At 66.0% G+C, this 20,898-nt stretch carries 15 protein-coding genes; 11 read left to right on the forward strand and 4 right to left on the reverse strand.

Annotation, left to right across the window (positions count from 1 at the left end; translation table 11 throughout):
• Positions 1–23: 23 nt before the first annotated feature.
• Positions 24–572 (reverse strand): hypothetical protein, encoded by a 549-nt coding sequence (locus AC3A4Z_RS17000; RefSeq protein WP_498712835.1) that lies wholly within the window; start codon positions 570–572, stop codon positions 24–26.
• Positions 573–844: 272 nt separating this feature from the next.
• Here AC3A4Z_RS17000 and AC3A4Z_RS17005 point away from each other — a divergent pair, with 272 nt between their 5' ends.
• The 8 genes from AC3A4Z_RS17005 (at position 845) to AC3A4Z_RS17040 (ending at position 8,311) form a co-directional block, all read left to right on the forward strand.
• A complete protein-coding gene (locus AC3A4Z_RS17005; RefSeq protein WP_011690592.1) occupies positions 845–1,327 on the forward strand; it encodes a CarD family transcriptional regulator in 483 nt (160 codons plus the stop codon).
• A 97-nt stretch (positions 1,328–1,424) separates the two neighbouring features.
• Entirely contained in the window at positions 1,425–2,207 is a 783-nt protein-coding gene (gene ispD / locus AC3A4Z_RS17010) for a 2-C-methyl-D-erythritol 4-phosphate cytidylyltransferase (RefSeq protein ID WP_498712818.1), read from the forward strand.
• Positions 2,208–2,209: 2 nt separating this feature from the next.
• Complete coding sequence (gene ispF, locus AC3A4Z_RS17015; RefSeq protein WP_498712819.1) at positions 2,210–2,722, forward strand: 2-C-methyl-D-erythritol 2,4-cyclodiphosphate synthase; 513 nt, start codon at positions 2,210–2,212, stop codon at positions 2,720–2,722.
• A gap of 9 nt (positions 2,723–2,731) precedes the next feature.
• Positions 2,732–4,198 (forward strand): cysteine--tRNA ligase, encoded by a 1,467-nt coding sequence (gene cysS, locus AC3A4Z_RS17020; RefSeq protein WP_498712820.1) that lies wholly within the window; start codon positions 2,732–2,734, stop codon positions 4,196–4,198.
• 103 nt (positions 4,199–4,301) lie between these two features.
• Positions 4,302–5,291: a 23S rRNA (guanosine(2251)-2'-O)-methyltransferase RlmB gene (rlmB, locus tag AC3A4Z_RS17025; RefSeq protein WP_050056308.1), complete on the forward strand. Its 990-nt coding sequence runs from the start codon at positions 4,302–4,304 to the stop codon at positions 5,289–5,291.
• 29 nt (positions 5,292–5,320) lie between these two features.
• Positions 5,321–7,450 carry a glycogen debranching protein GlgX gene (glgX, locus tag AC3A4Z_RS17030; RefSeq protein ID WP_498712821.1) on the forward strand — a complete coding sequence of 710 codons (2,130 nt, stop codon included), beginning with the start codon at positions 5,321–5,323 and terminating at the stop codon, positions 7,448–7,450.
• A gap of 16 nt (positions 7,451–7,466) precedes the next feature.
• Entirely contained in the window at positions 7,467–7,946 is a 480-nt protein-coding gene (locus AC3A4Z_RS17035; RefSeq protein WP_498712822.1) for a guanyl-specific ribonuclease, read from the forward strand.
• Between the two features lie 8 nt (positions 7,947–7,954).
• A complete protein-coding gene (locus AC3A4Z_RS17040) occupies positions 7,955–8,311 on the forward strand; it encodes a barstar family protein (protein WP_493972303.1) in 357 nt (118 codons plus the stop codon).
• Between the two features lie 56 nt (positions 8,312–8,367).
• Here the strand turns inward: AC3A4Z_RS17040 and AC3A4Z_RS17045 are convergent, their stop codons facing one another.
• Complete coding sequence (locus AC3A4Z_RS17045) at positions 8,368–10,149, reverse strand: thiamine pyrophosphate-requiring protein (RefSeq protein ID WP_498712823.1); 1,782 nt, start codon at positions 10,147–10,149, stop codon at positions 8,368–8,370.
• 47 nt (positions 10,150–10,196) lie between these two features.
• The gene (glgP, locus tag AC3A4Z_RS17050; protein ID WP_498712824.1) at positions 10,197–12,818 is read right to left on the reverse strand and encodes an alpha-glucan family phosphorylase; all 2,622 of its coding nucleotides are present in this window, start codon (positions 12,816–12,818) and stop codon (positions 10,197–10,199) included.
• Between the two features lie 153 nt (positions 12,819–12,971).
• Here glgP and AC3A4Z_RS17055 point away from each other — a divergent pair, with 153 nt between their 5' ends.
• The 3 genes from AC3A4Z_RS17055 to AC3A4Z_RS17065 are packed head-to-tail and all read left to right on the forward strand — an operon-like array spanning position 12,972 to position 20,546.
• Complete coding sequence (locus AC3A4Z_RS17055) at positions 12,972–15,053, forward strand: alpha-1,4-glucan--maltose-1-phosphate maltosyltransferase (protein WP_498712825.1); 2,082 nt, start codon at positions 12,972–12,974, stop codon at positions 15,051–15,053.
• A complete protein-coding gene (treS, locus tag AC3A4Z_RS17060; protein ID WP_498712826.1) occupies positions 15,050–16,846 on the forward strand; it encodes a maltose alpha-D-glucosyltransferase in 1,797 nt (598 codons plus the stop codon). The genes AC3A4Z_RS17055 and treS overlap by 4 nt, the downstream gene beginning before the upstream one ends.
• 1 nt (position 16,847) lies before the next feature.
• On the forward strand, positions 16,848–20,546 hold the full coding sequence (locus AC3A4Z_RS17065) for a 1,4-alpha-glucan branching enzyme (RefSeq protein WP_498712827.1): 3,699 nt from the start codon (positions 16,848–16,850) through the stop codon (positions 20,544–20,546).
• 167 nt (positions 20,547–20,713) lie between these two features.
• On the opposite strand, the gene AC3A4Z_RS17070 is transcribed toward AC3A4Z_RS17065, so the two are convergent.
• On the reverse strand, positions 20,714–20,898 hold a 185-nt coding region (locus AC3A4Z_RS17070; protein ID WP_498712828.1), incomplete at its 5' end, for a hypothetical protein.

Here is a 20,898-nt window from a genome sequence, read left to right on the forward strand (position 1 = left end):
ACTGCGCTTGACCCGCTGGAGCCTTAGTGGCTGTTTCCGGCGCCCAGCTCGGAGGCGGTGGGTGACGGGGAAGCCGACGTGCTGGGTGAAGGAGTGCTGCCTGCCGGCAGGTATTCCTTGTACTCCGGCAGCGTGGCATCCAGCACCGGAACCTTGACGGTGTTGCTGACGTTCGTGCCGTCCTCGGTGATCTTGACGTCCACCAGCGAGCCCGGGACGTCGCCCGTGGTGCTCAGGATGGCTTCGTCGGAGCTCTCGTTCAGCAGCGTGTAGGAGTTGGCCTTCACGTCGACCTCTGTCTGCGAACCCTCGGCGCCGTTGACCGTGAGCTTCACATCCTGGGAGGAAGAGTTGTAGACCGCGCCGATCAGGCGGCCCGGCTCGTCCTTGCCTGAGGAGACAATGAGCATGTTCCGGAGCTGCAGCGGGCCGAGGTCGGTGACGATGCCGTCCGACGCCTGGTACTGCTCGCTGGTCTGCTGGGGCGTGATGTAACCGCAGCCGGCTGTCAGCAGGCCGACGCCAAGGGCGGCCCCCGTCAGTGCCAGTTTGGCGCGTTGGGCCCGGTTCATCGCAGTGAAACGCACGTCACGTACTCCTCGAGGGTTTTGAAAGATTATTCAGCCATAGCCTAGCCGCAATCGCCTGCAAACGAGGATTCGAGGGCCGTCATATCGCCCTTGGCAGCGTACGCTCCATGCACTATTATCTGCGTTCGTCAAGGGGGTTGAGGGGGTCGATTGCGCTGTTTTTCCGCGGAATTTCGCGGTTCGGGGCCCTTTTGCCGGCCGGTCATATGCCTGAATCGTGATAAACTGGTCTGCGGGAAAGGGGAAATGTCCACATGGTATTTGAGGTCGGCGAGACAGTAGTTTACCCTCACCACGGTGCTGCGAAGATTGAAGAAATCAAGATGCGCACCATCAAGGGCGAAGAGAAGATGTATCTCAAGCTCAAGGTGGCTCAGGGTGATCTGACCATTGAAGTTCCAGCAGAAAATGTTGATCTTGTTGGCGTTCGGGACGTAGTGGGCAAGGAAGGCCTGGAGCACGTGTTTGATGTGCTTCGCGCTGAGTTCACCGAAGAGCCCACCAACTGGTCACGCAGATACAAGGCAAATCTGGAGAAGCTTGCTTCCGGTGACGTCATCAAGGTAGCAGAGGTCGTCCGCGACCTGTGGCGCCGCGATCACGACCGGGGCCTTTCCGCAGGCGAAAAGCGAATGCTGGCCAAAGCCCGGCAGATTCTGATTTCAGAACTGGCCCTGGCTGAAAAGACCGACGAGGAGAAGGCTGCAAGCGTTCTCGACGAGGTTCTGGCTTCCTAAGAATTGAACCCCGGTGGCACCCATGTGCCGCCGGGGCTTCTTTTTGCCCGGATTCAGGTCCGGGCGGGGAAGGCCGCGGCGACGTAGGCTAGTCGGCATGAGTGAAACTCCCACCCGTCCCGTCACCGCCGTGATCCTCGTGGCCGCCGGCTCCGGGCAGCGGCTCGGCTACGGCATGCCCAAAGCAGCCGTGCCCCTGGGCGGCGAACCGATCCTGATGCATGCACTGCGCGGGATTGTCGCGTCCGGCGTGAGCAGCCAGGTGTGCGTTGCGCTCCCGGCCGAGGACGCTGCCCTGCGGCAGTTGTGCGAGGACTTCAGGGAGGAACTGGCCGACGGCGGCCCCCTCCTTTCCATTGTGGACGGCGGCGCCACCCGCGCCGACTCCGTGCGGGCCGGCATTGCTGCCCTGATGGACGGGATCGAGGCGGTCCTGGTCCACGACGCCGCCCGCGCGTTGACCCCCGAATCCGTCTTCCACCGGGTGACCGACGCACTCGCTGCCGGCGCCGCCGCGGTGATTCCCGCCGTCGCCGTGGTGGACACCGTCAAAACCGTCAAAGCCACGACCGGGGATGACAGCGCACTGGCGCCGGAAATTGTCACCGGCACGGCGCCCCGGGAGGAACTGCGGGCCGTGCAGACGCCCCAGGGTTTCCAGCTTGGCACCCTCCTGAAAGCCCACGAGGCCGCCCGGACCCTGGACCAGCAGCAGTCCGCGGCTGTCACCGATGACGCCATGCTGGTGGAAATGCTGGGCACGCCGGTCCACGCCGTCCGCGGCTCCAGCCAGTCACTGAAGATCACAACCCCGCTGGACCTGATCATCGCCGAGGGACTGCTGGAAGGGCCCCTGGGCGTCCGCTGGGTGGAGGGCTAGGCATGGACATCACAGCGATTCTTCCCCGTACCGGCATCGGACTCGACGTCCATGCCTACGCCGCCGATGACGCGCCCCGCCCGCTCTGGCTCGGCGGCCTCCACTGGGAGGGGGAACGCGGCCTCGCCGGACACTCCGACGGCGACCCGGTGGCACACGCGGCCGCGGACGCCCTTTTCTCCGCAGCCGGCATCGGCGACCTCGGAACCCACTTCGGAACCAGCCGCCCTGAATTCGCCGGCGCATCCGGGGTAACGCTGCTCGCGGAAGCGGCCCGGATCGTGCGGGCCGCCGGATTCGAAATAGGCAACGTCGCGGTCCAGTTCGTTGCCAACCGGCCCAAGTTCGGCCCCCGGCGTGAGGAATCGCAGCGGGTGCTCAGCGAAGCCGCCGGCGCGCCCGTGAGTGTCACCGCCACCACCAGCGACGGGCTGGGGTTCGCCGGCCGCGGAGAAGGCATCAGCGCAGTGGCCACCGCCCTGGTGTATCCAAACCCGTCCGGCGCCATCGGCTAATCTGGAGCGGTGACCCTGCGCTTCTATGACACTGCCTCCGCCGAAGTCCGCGACTTCGTGCCCCTCGTCGAGGGCAAGGCCAGCCTCTATTACTGCGGGGCCACGGTGCAGGGCATGCCCCACGTTGGCCATATCCGCTCCGCCATCGCGTTCGACCAGCTCACCCGCTGGCTCCAATACCGCGGCCTGCGGGTCACGGTGGTCCGGAACGTCACGGACATCGATGACAAGATCCTGGCGAAGTCCGAGGCATCCTTCGCGCCGGACTTCATCCCGGAATCCGGCGAAGTGGCGGGCGAAGAGTGGTGGGCCCTGGCATACCGCTACGAGCAGGAATTCCTGAAAGCCTACGACGCCCTGGGCGTCTCCCGTCCCACGTACGAACCCCGCGCCACGGGCCACATCCCGGAGATGCATGCGCTCATCCAGCAACTGATCGACCGCGGCCACGCCTACCCGGCACTGGACGACTCGGGGGACGTGTACTTCGACGTCCGTTCCTGGAGCAAGTACGGCTCGCTCACGCGCCAGAACATCGATGACATGCAGGCAGCCTCCGACGCCGACCCTCGCGGCAAGCGCGATCCCCGCGACTTCGCGCTGTGGAAGGGTTCCAAAGCCGGAGAGCCGGCGACGGCGAGCTGGGCTTCCCCCTGGGGAGCGGGCCGGCCCGGCTGGCACCTGGAGTGCTCTGCAATGGTCACCAAGTACCTGGGCACCGAGTTCGATATCCACGGCGGCGGCCTGGACCTGCGGTTCCCGCACCATGAAAACGAGCTGGCCCAGTCCCAGGCGGCAGGCCACCCGTTCGCCAGCTTCTGGATGCACAACGGCATGGTCACCTACCAGGGCGAAAAGATGTCCAAGTCCATCGGGAACACCATCAGCCCTGCCGAGATGCTGGAACTGGCCCCACCCCGGGTGGTCCGCTACTACCTCGGCCAGGCGCACTACCGCTCAGTCCTGGACTACCGTCCCACGTCGCTGCAGGAAGCCGCAGCCGCCGTTGAACGCATTGACGGGTTTATCGCCAAAGCCACCGCCAAGCTCGGAACGGACTTTGGTTTTGTGGCCGGCACGTCCGGCTCCTCCTCGGACACCCTCAGCGCATTCTCCGCGGCGATGGACGATGACCTGAACGTTCCGCGCGCGCTGGCGGCGCTCCACGAGACGGTCCGCGCCGGCAACACCGCCCTGGCCGAGGGCAATGACGACGCGGCCCGCCTCGCCATGTACACGGTGGCAGTGATGACTGACGTCCTCGGCCTGAACGCCGTGGCCGGTACGGATGCCGGCAACAGCAAGGAAGCAGCGGCCCTGGACGTCCTGGTACGGGCGCAGTTGGAAGCCCGGGCTGCGGCGCGGGCCGAAAAGGACTGGGCGGCGTCCGACGCCATCCGGGACACCCTCAACCAGGCCGGCGTCGTGGTGGAGGACGGGCCGGGCGGCGCAACCTGGAGCCTGAAGCGGGACTGAACCGCCGCTGCCCTCTGGGCCCCAGAGCCACTGATCGTTCGATTTTTCTTCGGTCAGTAGACTGGTAGGCAGACTCAGTCAGCACAATCAAGGGTGGAACACAATGGCCAACAATGGTCGCCGATCGGTTAAAGCGAAGAAGGGCCCAACCATCGGAACCGGTGGCCATGGCCGCAAGGCCCTCGAAGGCAAGGGTCCCACGCCCAAGGCGGAGGACCGCCCGTACCACAAAGCGCACAAGGCCAAGCAGCTCTCCGAGCGCTCCGCCGCCAAGCGCAACCCGGGTGCACGCAGCGCCGGTGCGGCCAAGTCCGGCCCCAAGGGACGCGCCACCGAAGAAGTGGTCACCGGCCGCAACTCCGTGGTCGAAGCGCTCCGGGCCGGCATCCCCGCCAAAGCCCTGCACGTGGCCATCCGCATCGAAATGGATGACCGCGTCAAAGAATCCCTGAAGATTGCCGCCGAACGCGGCATCCCCCTGATGGAAACCGGCAAGCCCGAGCTGGACCGGATGACCGACGACGCCGTGCACCAGGGCCTGGTGCTCCAGATCCCGCCGTACGAGTACCAGGACGCCTACGAGCTCGCAGAGGACACCGTGGCGAAGTGGAAAAAGGGCCACGTGGCCAACGCGCCGCTCTTCGTCGCCCTCGACGGCATCACCGACCCCCGCAACCTGGGCGCCATCATCCGCTCCGTGTCCGCCTTCAGCGGCCACGGCGTGATCGTCCCGGAACGCCGCTCAGTGGGCGTCACCGCTTCCGCCTGGAAAACCAGCGCCGGCGCGGCCGTGCGGGTGCCCGTTGCCCGCGCCTCCAACCTCAACAGCGCCCTGAAGCAGTTCAAGAACATGGGCATCTTCGTCCTGGGCCTGGACGGCGACGGCGACGTGTCACTTCCCGACCTGACCCTCGCCACCGAACCGGTGTGCATTGTGGTGGGCTCGGAAGGCAAGGGCCTCAGCCGCCTGGTCCGCGAAAACTGCGACCAGATCGTGTCCATCCCCATCGACTCGGCGATGGAATCACTGAACGCTTCCATGGCCGTGGGCATCTCCCTGTACGAAGTGTCCCGCCAGCGCGCGGCAAAGTAGCAGGTCCGTTCGCGGCTAGGATTTAGGTGATGGTTATGCCGCTCTTCGATACTGCCGCTTCCGCCACGGACGCCTCAACGGCCCTTCCACTCGGTGTCAGTGTCCCGCGCGCAGACGCGGCCCGCGGGGGTTCAACCGGCCACCTCACGGTGTCCGCGGCTCAGGCCAATGTGGCCTGTTACGCCCCGGGCGTCCGGAACCTGGAAATCGTCTACCAGGCCCCCGGCGCCGACTGGCGCGTCCAGGCGCTGCCCAACGTGAGCCAGGGCGTCCATCACGGAATGGTGGACAACCTCCCGTACGGCTCCAGGTATGGCTTCCGGGAAGCAGCCGCCGGACAGTCTTTGCCGGTGGCCGTGCCGGCAGGCGGCATTGACGACGACGGCGGGCAGCCGCTGCTGCTGGACCCGTACGGGCGCGCCGTGGACCAGTCCGAGGGTTTCCTGACGAGCGTGCGGATGGCCGGCGACTTCGACTGGGGACAGGACGCACGGCTGAAGCTGCCGTGGCGAGACACCATCATTTATGAGGCCCACGTCCGCGGGCAGAGCATGCTCCATCCCGACGTGCCCGAGGAACTCCGCGGCACCTATGCCGGCCTGGCACACCCTGCCATCCTGGAGCACCTCAAGAGCCTGGGCATTACCTCCGTCCAGCTGCTGCCCGTGCATTTCCACCTGGATGAACCGCACCTGCAGGACCTGGCCCTGACCAACTACTGGGGCTACAACACCGCCGCCTTTTTCGCCCCGCACCCCGGCTACGCCACCAGGGCGGCCCAGCAGGCCGGCCCCCAGGCAGTCCAGGACGAGTTCAAGGGCATGGTCAAGGCGCTGCATGCGGCCGGACTGGAAGTCATCCTGGACGTGGTCTACAACCACACCGCCGAGGGCGGCGCCGACGGCCAGACGCTCAGCTTCCGGGGCCTGGGGGAGGACAAGTACTACCGCACCGACGGTCACGGCAGGTACGTGGACACCACGGGCTGCGGCAACAGCCTGGACTTTTCCCAGCCCCGGGTGGTGCAGCTGGTCCTGGACTCGTTGCGGTACTGGGTGGATGAATTCCACATCGACGGCTTCCGGTTTGACCTGGCGGTGACGCTGTGCCGGAACGCCGCCAACGAGTTCGACCCAAAACACCCGTTCCTCATGGATATTGCAGCAGATCCGGTGCTGTCCGATGTGAAACTCATCGCCGAACCCTGGGATGTGGGCTACGGCGGCTGGCAGACCGGACGGTTCCCGGCTGGCTGGGCCGACTGGAACGACCACTTCCGGGACGCCGTGCGCTCTTTCTGGGTAGCAGACCGGGCCTCCCTTGAGTCCGGCGGCCAGGGCGGTCCGGTGTCCAGGCTCGCCGACGTGCTGTCCGGTTCCGCGGATCTTTTTGCCGCCTCCGGCCGCTCACGCCTCGCCTCGCTGAACTACATCACCTCCCACGACGGCTTCACCATGAACGATCTCGTCTCCTATGACCGGAAGCACAACGAGGCCAACGGCGAGCAGAACCGGGACGGGCATGGCGACAACCGCAGCTACAACCACGGGTTTGAAGGCCCCACGGAGGACGGCGCCATCCTTGAGAAACGTGCCCAGTCCCGCCGGAACCTGATGGCGTCGCTGATGATTTCGCTCGGTGTTCCCATGATCACGGCCGGAGACGAACTGGCGCGGACCCAGCAGGGAAACAACAACGCCTACTGCCAGGACAACGCCATCGCCTGGCTCGACTGGACCAGGACCCCGGAGTCCCACGAGATGCTCCGCAGCACCAAGCGGTACATCCGGCTCCGCAAGGAGTTCCTGGCCGCGCAGCCCAACGACTTCCCGGGGCGGGACGAACAGTCCTACCTCTACTGGTTTGACCAGGCCGGGCAGCCCATGTCCATGGAACGCTGGAACGATCCGCAGCACCGGGTGATGCAGCTCCTGCTCGGTTCCGATGACGGCACCCTTGCCGGCCTGGTGGTGGTGAACGGCAGTACTTCGGACGTGCAGATCACCCTGCCCCGGATTACCGCGGAGGGCGCCCCGCACCGGATGTTCGAGCTGCGGCTGACCACCTCGCCGCTGCACGAGCTCCGGCAGGGCAGCAGGGTCTCCTCGGGGGAGAAGGACCTCGTCGAGGCCAACTCCATGAACATCTACCGCACGTAGTCTGCCGGAGAACAACATGCGCAACCGCAACACCCTGCCCTTGCTGCTGGCCGCCCTCGTGGTGCTGGCCCTGCTGGCGTTTGGCGGGACCGGCGTCCTGGGCCAGTTCACACAAGGCACGGTCACGCCAGGCACCGTCACACAAGGTACGACGACGGAGGGCCCTTCGAGTGCAGCGCCTGACCCTGGTGCTGCGGCGGACAACCCGTCAAACCTGCCCGAAGTGCGGGAGTCCGCCCTTCCCGCCGAAGCCCGGAACACGCTCGCCCTGATCCGGGCCGGCGGACCTTACCGCTACAGCCAGGACAACCAGACGTTTGGCAACTTTGAACGGATCCTCCCGCGGAAGGACCGGGGCTACTACCGCGAGTACACCGTGCCCACGCCCGGCGAATCAGACCGGGGAGCCCGGCGCATCGTCGCCGGCGATGACGGCGAAAAGTACTACACCGATGATCACTACGAGACATTTCGATTCATAGCGGAAGGCAGCTAAGCACAACCATGAAGATCTACTCCGGCGACACCTGGACCCTGGAAGAGCTGCAGGAACAGGTGGCCGATGCCGGACGCCGCAGCCTGGTGGTCCCGGCCGCCGACAGCAAGAAGGCCGTCCTGGAAACGTTCGGCGAGGTCCTCAACTTCCCCGAACACTACGGCGTGAACCTGGATGCCCTGAACGATTCGCTGCATGACTTCGCAGACAGCATCACGGACAACGGCAACCCCCCGGTCACCGTGCTCTGGCAGGTGGCGGCGCCGTTCCGCGGGGACAGGTCCTTCGGGATCATCTGCGAGATCCTCCAGGACGCCGAGCGCTACGCCGGCAAGGACCTGGCGGTCACCGCGGTCCTGCTCTAAACCCGGCCCGGCGGAAAGCCGGGCCTGGACCCGGCCTGACCGAAAGCCTGTACGCCCTAGCCGCGTTCCTCTTGCCCGGTATACGTATCCAGCAGATCCAGCGCCCGGCCGCCGCCGTCCTCCTCGGCAAGGGCCTTGCGCATGCTATCCGCTTTTTCTTTGCCGCCCGGGAAGGGCGGCAGCAGCGGAACCTCTGGGTCGGTCAGGACCTCAATCACCACGGGCCGGTCCGCCGCGAAGGCGCGCTCCCAGGCATCTGCCAGTAGTTCGGGATCGTCCACCCGGATGCCGGTAAAGCCCAGCAGGTCCGCGTAGCCTGCGAACGGGAAGTCCGGGAGTTCCTGGCTGTCCCGGAACCGCGGCTCGCCCTCGGACTCGCGCTGCTCCCACGTGACTTCGGTGAGCTCGCGGTTGTTGAAGACGCAGACAATGAACCGCGGGTCCTGCCACTGCCGCCAGCGGTGTGCCACTGTCACCAGTTCGGCGATTCCGGCCATCTGCATGGCGCCGTCTCCGGCCAGTGCCACCAGCGGCCGGTCCGGGTGGGCGAGCTTGGCCGCAATGCCATAGGGGATGGAGCAGCCCATGCTGGCCAGCGTGCCGGAAAGGTGGGCCGGAACACCCGGCGGAAGGATCAGCTGCCGTGCGTACCAGTAGACGCAACTCCCGACGTCGACACTCACCTGGGCGTTGGCCGGAAGCCGGCCGTTCAGTTCCCTGACCACACGCTCCGGGTTCACCGGACTGGCCGGTACGGCGGCGCGTTCCTCCGCCAGGGCACGCCAGCGGAGAACTTCCTGTTCGACGTCGTCGCGCCACTGTCCGCCCGGACGTGCCGTCAGCCGGGAGCTGAGCGCCTGGAGCGCAGCGGCTGCGTCGCCGGCCAAGCCGACTTCAACGGGGTAGCGGTTGCCGATCTTCCGCTCGTCGATGTCGACCTGGACCGCACGGGCGGCGCCGGGCGGGGGATAAAACTCGGTCCAGGGATCGTTCGATCCCACGATCAGCAAGGCGTCGCAGTTGCCGAGCAGGTGCGCACTTGCCGTGGTGCCCAAGTGTCCCATGGTGCCTACGGCGAAGGGCAGGGTCTCGTCCACGTACGGCTTGCCCAGCAGGCTCGTGGCAATTCCGGCGCCAAGCTGTTCGGCGATTGCCACCACTTCCGCTCCTGCATGCCGGGCCCCCTGGCCAACAAGCAGCGCCACTTTCCGGGCCCCGTTGAGGATCGCGGCGGCGGCGTCCAGGTCTTCCGTGCGCGGGGTCTTGGCTGATGTGCTCCAGGACGGTGCGGTGACCACCACGCCGTGCTTCTGTTCCAGTTCCGGCGCGGGCGCGGACTGGATATCGTGCGGCAGGATCACCACGCACGGGGACGAGGTGGCCTTCGCGGTCCGGAAGGCACGGTCCAGGACCATGGGCAGCTGCTCGGGCGCGTTGACCTGCTGGACGAACTGGGCAGCAACGTCCTTGAACAGAACGGTGAGCTCAATTTCCTGCATGTAGGCCGAGCCGAGCACCGTGCGGCTTTGCTGTCCCACGATGGCCACCACGGGAACGCCGTCGAGCTTTGCGTCGTACAGGCCGTTCAGCAGGTGGACGGCGCCGGGTCCCTGGGTTGAGGTGACCACACCCACGCCGCCGGTGTACTTGGCGTGGCCCACGGCCATAAAGGCCGCGGTTTCCTCGTGCCGGGCCTGCACAAATTCCACCCGGCCTTCCGCCCGGCGGAGGGCGCCCATGAACCCGTTGATCCCGTCCCCGCTGTAGCCGAACACGCGGCTGACGCCCCACGTCTCCAGCCGGTCCACAATCAGGTCCGCCACGGTACGGTCGTTCATGGGTTCCTCCTGCTGCGTTGCTCCTGCCGCACGCCCGGCTTCAGGCCTTACGCGTTGACGATCAGCCCCAGTTCAGCCTTGGACGCCAGTGCGTCGTGCCGCGGCAGCACCCTGACGGTGTAGCCGAAGGACCCGGAACGGTCGATCACCAGGGAGCCGCTGAACAGGTGCCGGCCACTGCCCAGGTCCTCCTGGACCTTCAGTTCCATCACGGTGATATCCGCCAGCGTGTCGCTTTCCTCCGCCCGGCCGTAGGCAACTTCCACGCTCACGTCCTCGGGCGTAAGGCTGTGCAGGGCCACATAGGCGTTGACCTGGAGCGTGTCGCCGATCTGCGGATCCTCGGAGACCCCCACTGAGTCCACGTGCTCAACATGCACGTGCGGCCAGGCGGAACGGACCCTGGCCGTCCAGGCCGCGAGGTTGCGGGCCTGCGAGTACGAATTCGCGCCGGCGCTCCGGCCCGCCTCCGCCGCCGGGCGGTACAGGATGTTCACGTAGTCGCGCAGCATGCGCTCCGCCGAAACCTTCGGCCCCAGGTGCGCCAGCGTGTGCTTGATCATTGACACCCAGTGCGTGGGCACCTTCTCGGTGCCCGACGTCGTGGACGGCCCCGCGGCGCCCGCGCTTTCGGATACCGTGCTGCCGTAGAAGCGCGGCGCGACCTGGGTCTCCAGGAGCTCGTACAGGGCGGCGGCCTCGATATCGTCGCGTTCCTCCGGCGATGCGCCGTTGTTGGCGGTGGGAATCGCCCAGCCGTTCTCGCCGTCGTACATCTCATCCCACCAGCCGTCCAGGACGGAGAGGTTCAGCGAGCCGTTCAGGGCGGCCTTCATGCCCGACGTGCCGCAGGCCTCAAGCGGCCGCAGCGGGTTGTTCAGCCATACGTCGCAGCCCGGGAACAGCGTGCGTGCCATCGCGATGTCGTAGTTGGGCAGGAAGGCGATGCGGTGGCGGACCTCAGGATCATCCGTGAAGCGGACCAGGTCCTGGATCATCTTCTTGCCCGCGTCGTCGGCGGGGTGGGACTTGCCGGCGATAACCAGCTGGATGGGGTGTTCCTTGTGCAGGAGCAGTGCCTTGAGCCGTTCCGGCTCGCGCAGCATCAGGGTGAGGCGCTTGTAGGTGGGAACGCGGCGGGCGAACCCGATGGTGAGCACGTCCGGGTCCAGCACGTTGTCCGTCCAGCCCAGTTCAGCGTCCGCGGCCCCGCGCTTCTTCCAGGCCGCGCGCAGCCGCTTGCGGACATCATCCACCAGGGCGGCGCGCATCTCGCGCCGCAGCGCCCAGACGTCGGCGTCGCTGACGTTGTAGGCGAGGTCCCAGCGGCCGTTGGCTTCGGCTTCGCTGCCGAACTGGTCGCGGGCGAGCTTGGAAATCCGGCTGTCCACCCAGGTGGGCACGTGCACACCGTTGGTCACGGACGTGATGGGTACCTCGGAGTGGTCGAACCCGGGCCACAGGGCAGAGAACATGCCGCGGGACACTTCGCCGTGGAGTTTGGCCACGCCGTTGGCCCGCTGCGCCAGCCGGAGGCCCATCACGGCCATGTTGAACACTGAGGCGTTGCCGTCGGCGTAGTTTTCCCTGCCCAGTTCCAGGATCCGGTCCACGGGCACGTCAGGGGCCAGGCCGGCCTGGAAGAAGTGGTGGATCTGCGCGATCTCGAACCGGTCGATGCCGGCGGGGACAGGTGTGTGGGTGGTGAAGACGGTGGACGCGCGGCCGGCCGCGAGTGCCTCGTCAAAGGTGAGCGCCTCGTCTCCGGCCATCAGTTCCTGGATGCGTTCGATGCCCAGGAAACCGGCGTGCCCCTCATTGGTGTGGAACACCTCCGGGGCTGCCGTTCCGGTGAGCTTCTGGAAGGCCCGCAGCGCCTTGACCCCGCCCATGCCCAGCAGCAGTTCCTGCTGGAGCCGGTGGTCCCCGCCGCCGCCGTACAGCCGGTCCGTGATGCTGCGGGCGGCTTCGTCATTGCCCGGGACGTTGGAGTCCAGGAGCAGCAGCGGGACACGCCCGACGTCGGCACGCCAGATGTGTGCCAGCAGCCGCCGGTTGTTGGGGAGGGGCAGCGAGACCTGCAGGGGCCGGCCGTTGCCGTCCGGGGAAGGCTCGCGCAGCAGGGTGAGCGGCAGCCCGTCCGGGTCCAGGACCGGGTAGGTTTCCTGCTGCCAGGCGTCCCGGGAGAGGGACTGCTTAAAGTATCCGGCCTGGTACAGCAGGCCAACACCGATCAGCGGCACGCCCAGGTCCGAGGCAGCCTTCAGGTGGTCGCCGGCGAGGATGCCCAGGCCGCCGGAGTACTGCGGAAGAACTTCGGTGATGCCGAATTCGGGGGAGAAGTAGGCGATCGCGGCCGGCGCGTCCGGGCCCAGGCCCTGGTACCAGCGCGGCTCCTCAAGGTAGCGGTCGAGGTCCTCTTCGGCGGCGCGGACGCGTTCCACCACGGACTGGTCCGCGGCCAGCTGCTGCAGCTCTTCGCGGCTCACCAGGCCCAGGAAACCCACGGGGTCTTCGCCGCTTTCAGTCCAGAGGCGGGGGTTCAGCCCGGCAAAGAGATCCCGGGTGGGGCGGTGCCAGGACCAGCGCAAATTGCTGGCCAGCCGGGCCAGCGGGCGGATCGGCTCGGGGAGCACTGTACGGACCGTAAATCTGCGGATTGCCTTCACCTGCGTCACACTAACGGACAACATGGGCAGCCGGAACCAGCTTTGGGTTTCTTTTGGGTAAATGACTGTTGGCGTCCAGGAAATGACGCGAACCGCAACAAAATTAGTGAGCAGGCTTAGCAATCTCCGCCATTTCTCGCTAACGTCGAGGCTGTGACGACTAACTCAGGAACCAGTGCCGCATTAGACAATAAGCCGAAGGGCCGCATCACTGACGGCCTGCGGTTTGGACGTTTTCCGATCACTGCAGTGCAGCCGGTGGTGGACGGGGGAAAAGTCCCCGCCAAGGCCCTGCCGGGTGAGGGAATAGTCGTGGGGGCCACGGCCTTCCGGGAAGGGCATGACCAGCTTGGGGTCAGCGCCGTGCTCCTGGATCCCCAGGGCACCGAACGCCAGCGCGTACGGCTCGCGCCGCCGCGCGGGGAACGCGGCATGGGGACGGACCGCTGGGAAGGCATCCTCACGCCGTCGGACGTTGGCAACTGGTCCTTCGTCATCGAAGCCTGGCACGACCGCTACGGCACCTGGCACCACAACGCCGAGGTGAAGGTGGCCGCCGGAATCGACGTTGAGCTGATGCTCGCCGAGGGTGCGGCCCTGCTGGGCGAAGCGTCCGACGACGACTCCCGCAGCGAGGCGGACAGGGCAACATTGCGCTGGGTCGCCGACCGGCTGGCGGACCGGTCCCTCAGCCCGGAAGAGCGCCTTGCCGCCGGGTTCAGCCAGGGGGTGACCGACATCGTGGGGCGCGAGCCCATCCGGGAACTGGTGACCGTCTCCGAGCAGTTCCCGCTGCTGGTGGAGCGAGACCTCGCCGGCCGGGGCGCCTGGTACGAATTCTTCCCCCGCTCCGAGGGCGCCGTCCGCAACCACGAAACCGGTGCCTGGACCTCCGGCAACTTCCGCACCGCCGCGAAGCGCCTCGACGCCGTGGCCGCCATGGGTTTCGACGTCCTGTACATGCCGCCCATCCACCCCATCGGCGTCCAGCACCGCAAGGGTCCCAACAACACCCTGATCGCCGGCCCCAACGATCCCGGTTCGCCGTGGGCCATCGGCGCCAAGGAAGGCGGCCACGACGCCATCCACCCGGACCTTGGCACGTTCGAGGACTTTGACGCTTTTGTGGCCCGGGCCAACGAGCTCGGCCTGGAAGTGGCCCTGGACCTCGCGCTTCAGGCCGCACCGGACCACCCCTGGGTCCAGTCACACCCGGAATGGTTCACCACCCGCGTGGACGGCAGTATCGCCTACGCGGAAAATCCGCCCAAGAAGTACCAGGATATTTATCCGCTGAATTTCGATAATGACCCCGAGGGCCTCTCCAACGAAATTCTCCGTATTGTCCTGTTGTGGGTCAGCCACGGGGTAAAGATTTTCCGCGTGGATAACCCGCATACCAAACCGGTGTGGTTCTGGGAATGGCTCATTGCCGAGGTGAATAAGGAAGTTCCGGGCGTTGTCTTCCTCGCTGAAGCCTTCACCCGGCCCGCCATGATGCACGCGCTGGGTCGTGCAGGCTTCCAGCAGTCCTACACCTACTTCACCTGGCGCAACACCAAGAAGGAGATCCAGGACTACTTCACCGAGGTCAGCCACGAATCGCCGGCCTTCTTCCGGCCCAACTTCTTTGTTAACACGCCGGACATCCTCACCGAATACCTCCAGTTCGGCGGCCCCGCGGCCTTCAAGATCAGGGCGGCGCTGGCATCCACGGCCAGCCCGCTGTGGGGGGTCTACGCCGGTTACGAGCTGTTCGAGCACGTTGCCCGGCCGGGAGCCGAAGAGTACATCGACAACGAAAAGTTCGAGTATAAGGCGCGTGACTGGGACGCCGCTGCCCACTCCGGGCGGACCCTGGCCCCCTACATCACCAGGCTGAACGAGATCCGGCACACCCATCCGGCACTGCAGGACCTGCAGAACCTGACGGTGCATTACACAACTGACGATTCCACCGTTGCCTACTCCAAGCACAAGACGCTCCCGGACGGATCCAAGGACACCATCATCGTGGTGGTCAACGTTGATCCTCACGTCACCAAGGAGGGCAGTGTCTCGCTGGACCTCGCGGCCCTGGAGCTTGACCCGGAGGACCGCACCGCGAACGGCGGCTTCTATGTGGACGACCTCATTTCCGGGGAAAGCTGGGAATGGGGCGAGTTCAACTACGTCCGCCTCGACCCGCATGTTGAGCCCGCACACATCCTGAGTGTGAGGAGAGCGCATCAGTGAGTTTTAATCCGCAAAGTTCGGGCCAGCATTTCACGCCGAAGAGCACCTTCGAACTGAATGCGCCGGGGCTGCAGCACGATCCGCTGTGGTACCGGAAGGCTGTTTTCTACGAGGTCCTCGTCAGGGCTTTTGCGGATGCCAACGGTGACGGCTCGGGAGACTTCTCGGGCCTCATCGACAGGCTTGACTACCTGCAGTGGCTGGGCGTGGACTGCCTCTGGCTGCCCCCGTTCTTCCAGTCGCCGCTGCGCGACGGCGGCTACGACATTTCCGACTACAACTCGGTGCTGGACGAGTTCGGAACCATCACAGATTTCAAGCGGCTCGTGGCCGAAGCTCACGCCAGGGGAGTGCGGGTCATCATTGACCTGCCCCTGAACCACACCTCGGACCAGCACCCCTGGTTCCAGGAATCGCGGAAGGACCCGGACGGCCCGTACGGGGATTTCTACGTATGGAGCGACACGGACGAGAAGTACCAGGACGCCCGGATCATCTTTGTGGACACCGAGGAATCGAACTGGACCTTCGACCCCATCCGCCGGCAGTTTTTCTGGCACCGGTTCTTCAGCCACCAACCGGACCTGAACTTCGAAAACCCCAAGGTGATCGAGGCCCTGTTCGACGTGGTGCGGTTCTGGCTGGACCAGGGCATCGACGGGTTCCGCGCGGACGCCATTCCCTACCTCTACGAGGAGGAAGGCACCAACTGCGAGAACCTGCCCGCCACCCACGAATTCCTCCGCAGGCTCCGTGCCATGGTGGACGAAAGCTACCCCGGGCGCGTCATCATCGCCGAGGCCAACCAGCCGCCCAACGAGGTGGTGGAGTACTTCGGGACGGAAGCGGAACCTGAATGCCACATGGCCTTCCACTTCCCGATCATGCCGCGCCTGTACTACGCGCTCCGCGACCAAAAGGCCGCGCCCATTATCGAGACGATGAAGGACACCCCGGATATTCCCGAGGGCGCGCAGTGGGGCACCTTCCTGCGGAACCATGACGAGCTCACTCTTGAGATGGTCACCGCGGACGAGCGTGCCGCGATGCTCGGCTGGTACGCGCCGGATCCGCGGATGCGGGCCAATATCGGCATCCGCCGCCGGCTGGCACCCCTGCTGGACAACTCCCGCGCCGAGATCGAACTGATCAACGCCCTGCTGCTCTCACTGCCGGGCAGCCCGTTCCTGTACTACGGGGACGAGATCGGCATGGGGGACAACATCTGGCTCGAGGACCGGGACGCCGTCCGCACGCCCATGCAGTGGAACCCGGACCGCAATGCCGGCTTCTCCCACGCGGACCCGGGCAAGCTCTACCTGCCCGTGATCCAGTCCCTGGTCTATAACTACAACATGGCCAACGTTGAGGCTGAGGCTGCACATTCGGGCTCCCTGCTGCGCTGGACGCGGCAGATCCTCAGCGTCCGCAAGAACCATCCCGCGTTTGGCCTTGGTGCCTTCAAGCACGTCGAGGCCGACCATGACGCCGTCCTGGCCTACCTTCGGGAGCTGCCGAACGGCAACTCCGCCGGGGTGGACGGTGAAACCATCCTGTGTGCGTTCAACCTTTCGCAGCACCCCGTGGCCGCCAGGCTGCGCATTCCCGATTACGCCGGACGCGGCCTTCGGGATGTGTTCGGCGGCCAGCCATTTCCTGGCATCAACGAGGACGGGACGCTGACGCTGACCCTGGGCAGCCACGATTTCTTCTGGCTGCGGGTCCGCTCTGCAGCGTCCAATCCTTCGTCCCCCTATACGCAGGCAATGCCGATCCTCTCGATTGAGAACTGACATGAACCAGCCCATCCTTACTCCCGCCCTGACCGCGCTGCTTCAGGAATGGCTTCCGAGGCAACGCTGGTTCCCCGTCAAAACGCCCGGTTTCGAGGTAGCCCAGGCCGGCAGCCTGGGGCTGGAGGATCCCTCCGGCCACGCGGCGCTGGCAGTATTCCTGCTGAAGGTCACCACCAAAGGGGCCGACGGCGGCCGGCGCACCGAAGTGGTGCAGGTCCCCTTGAGCTTCCGGCCGGCACCGGCGGCAGGCATGGAGCGGGCCCTGATCGGGGAGGCCGCCGGCACTGATCCTTCCCGGCCATGGGTCTACGACGCCGTGCACGATCCGGATTTTGTGGGGGCCTGGCTTGAACTGATGCGCGGCGGCCAGAAGGCGCCCAGCGGCACTGCCTCCGGGTTCCGGTCTCCGGGGAACCACCGGCTGCCCACCGCGCGTGGCGTGGTCAAGGTCCTGTCGGGGGAGCAGTCCAACAGTTCGGTGATTGTGGACGACGGCGAATCGGCCGCCATCGTGAAATTCTTCCGTGTCCTCTCGGAAGGGACCAACCCCGAAGTCGAAGTGGGTGCCGCCCTCACCTCCGCTGGTACCGCTGAAGTTCCGGCCACCCTCGGCTGGGTCCGCGGCGAGTGGCTAACCCAGGGCCTTCCGTCCCCGGACGGCACTGCTGCGGGCTCCCGGCACGCGGAGGGTGAGTTGGCCGTGGCGCACGAGTTCCTGGCCGGCGGACTTGATGCCTGGCGCCTTGCTGTTGACGCGGCTCGGTCCGGAACCGACTTTACGGCTGAGGCGCACGCCCTCGGAGCCGCCACCGCAACGGTCCACCGCCGGCTGGCCGAAGCACTCGGACAGTCCGGGGAGGCCGACCCCGGCAAGGTAATTGCGCCTGCAGTAGCCCAGCGCGTCAGGCAGGCGTGGGCCGAATGCGCCTCCGCCGTCGGGCCTTACGACACCGCTCTGGACAACCTGCTGGACGGGCTCGACGGCGTCCCTGCCGGTCCGCTGCAGCGGATCCACGGCGACCTCCACCTCGGACAGATCCTCCAGGTGCCGGGCCGGGCCGGGGAACCGGCCCGGTGGGCCATCCTCGACTTCGAAGGCGAACCGCTGCGTCCCATCGCCGAACGGAACGTTCCCGACGTTCCCCTGCGGGACGTCGCGGGGATGCTCCGGTCCTTCGACTACGCGGCAGGCGCCGCGCAGCGCGAGCAGGAAGGCGCGCAGGTGCCTGCCTCCTGGGTGGATGACTGCGCCGCCGCGTTCCTGGCGGGCTACGCGGAGGTCACTCCCGGCACCGTGGACAAAGACTCGCCCCTCTTTGTGGCATTGTGGCTGGACAAGGCACTGTACGAAGTAGTTTATGAAATGCGTAACAGGCCCGACTGGCTGGCGATCCCCGTGAACGCCGCCAGGCGGCTCCTCAGCGGTAACGGCGCCGGCCACCAGGCCGGGGCAGCATCGGAAGGTAACGAAATGACAGGCTCAGCACGAACCGACCATCCGGGGGTGCCGCTGCATGTGGATGCAGGCATCCTGGGCAAGATCGCGAACGGCGAACACCACGCCCCCCATTCCGTCCTTGGGGCGCATCTGGACGACTACGGCCACGTCACCATCCGCACCGTGAAGCATCTGGCCGAGGCGGTCACCGTGATTACGGCTGCGGGCGAGGTTCCCATGGAACATGAAGCCCACGGTGTGTGGGTTGCCGTGATGGAGCCGCTGCAGCAGGGCCACGTCCCTGACTACCGCCTGGCCGTCTCGTACCCGGGGGCCGAACCCGTCACCGTTGACGAGCCGTACCGCTACCTGCCCACCGTGGGGGAAGTGGACCTGCACCTCATCGGTGAGGGCCGGCACGAGAAGCTCTGGCAGGTCCTCGGCGCCCACGTCCAGCACTACAAGTCCTCCCTCGGCGACGTGGACGGCGTCTCCTTCGCCGTCTGGGCTCCCAACGCGCAGGCCGTCCGGATCAAGGGGGACTTCAACGGCTGGGACGGCCGCGAGAACTCCCTTCGTTCCCTGGGCTCATCCGGGGTCTGGGAGATCTTCATTCCCGGAGTTACAGCCGGGGCATGCTACAAATTCGAGATCCGCACCCGGTCCGGCTACTGGGTGGAGAAGGCCGATCCCCTCGCGTTCGGAACCGAGGTCCCGCCGCTGACCGCCTCCCGGGTTGTTGAGCCCTCGTACGCGTTCAAGGACGACGAGTGGATGGAGGCCCGGGCCAAGCGGGACCCGCACAACTCGGCCATGAGCGTCTACGAAGTACACCTCGGCTCCTGGCGCCTGGGCCTGGGCTACCGGGAACTGGCCAAGGAACTGGTGGACTACGTCAAGTGGCTCGGGTTCACCCACGTGGAGTTCATGCCGGTGGCGGAGCACCCCTTCGGCGGCTCCTGGGGCTACCAGGTCACCTCGTACTTCGCGCCCACTTCCCGGTTCGGCCACCCGGACGAATTCCGGTACCTGGTGGACGCGCTGCACCAGGCCGGGATCGGGGTCCTGCTGGACTGGGTCCCCGCGCACTTCCCGAAGGACGCCTGGGCCCTGGCCCAGTTCGACGGCGAGCCCCTCTACGAGCACTCCGACCCGGCGCTGGGTGAGCACCCGGACTGGGGCACGCTCATCTTCGACTTCGGCCGGACCGAGGTCCGGAACTTCCTCGTGGCCAACGCGCTGTACTGGCTGGAGGAGTTCCACATCGACGGCCTGCGCGTGGATGCCGTGGCGTCCATGCTCTACCTGGACTACTCCCGGGAAGAGGGGCAGTGGCGGCCCAACCGCTTTGGCGGCCGGGAGAACCTGGAAGCCATTTCCTTCCTGCAGGAAGTCAACGCCACGGTGTACAAGACACACCCCGGCGCCGTGATGATCGCCGAGGAATCCACGGCCTTCCCGGGGGTTACTGCTCCCACCAGCCATGGCGGCCTGGGCTTCGGCCTGAAGTGGAACATGGGCTGGATGCACGACTCGCTCAAGTACGCCTCCGAGGATCCGGTCAACCGCAAGTGGCACCACGGCACCGTGACGTTCTCCCTGGTGTATGCCTTCACCGAGAACTTCCTGCTGCCCATCAGCCACGATGAAGTCGTCCACGGCAAGGGCTCCATGCTCCGGAAGATGCCCGGCGACCGCTGGCAGCAGCTGGCCAACCTGCGCGCTTTCCTGGCGTACCAGTGGGCGCACCCGGGCAAGCAGCTCATCTTTATGGGCACCGAATTCGGCCAGGAAGCGGAATGGTCGGAACAGCACGGACTCGACTGGTGGCTTGCCGATATCCCGGCCCACAAGGGAATCCAGCTGCTGACCAAGGACCTCAATGAGCTGTACGCCTCCACCCCGGCGCTCTATACCCGCGATAACGAGCCCGGTGGCTTCCAGTGGATCAACGGGGGAGACGCGGACCGCAACGTCCTCTCGTTCATCCGTTGGGACAAGGAGGGCAACCCCCTGGTTTGCGCCATCAACTTCTCCGGCGCACCGCATGCCGGCTACACACTGGGAGTGCCGGAGGCAGGTGCCTGGACTGAGGTGCTCAACACCGACTCCACCACCTATGGCGGATCCGGTGTGTTGAACAACGGGGAACTGAAGGCAGCCGGGGAGGGGCAGGACGGACAGCCGGCCACCTTGAGCGTCACCTTGCCCCCGCTTGGTGCTGCCTACTTCAAGCCGGGAACGTCAGCCCGCGGCTGATCTGCGTTTTACTCCTTGTGGAAAGGCCCGGGATCCTTGTGATCCCGGGCTTTTTCGTTGCCCTGCATCTCTGCCCGACGGCCCGGTTGGCCATCCCGGAAGAGTGGTGGTAGAGTTTATTTCCGCGCTGGTCCACGGAGTCAGCCGGAAAAACCGACACTCAAGCCTCACGGTGATGATGGTCGCGGACGCCGGTTTGACAAGTGAGAAGCCGGCGGGTAAGTTTGAAAAGTTGCTCCGGAGCGATCCTGAACGTTGGTTTGGGTGGTGCCGGGTGTGTCTGTTGTTTGAGAACTCAATAGTGTGCCAAGTTTGTTGATACCAATTGTTTTAGTGATTGGTTGAATTGATC

The organism is Arthrobacter sp. Soil_C_49 (assembly GCF_057656635.1).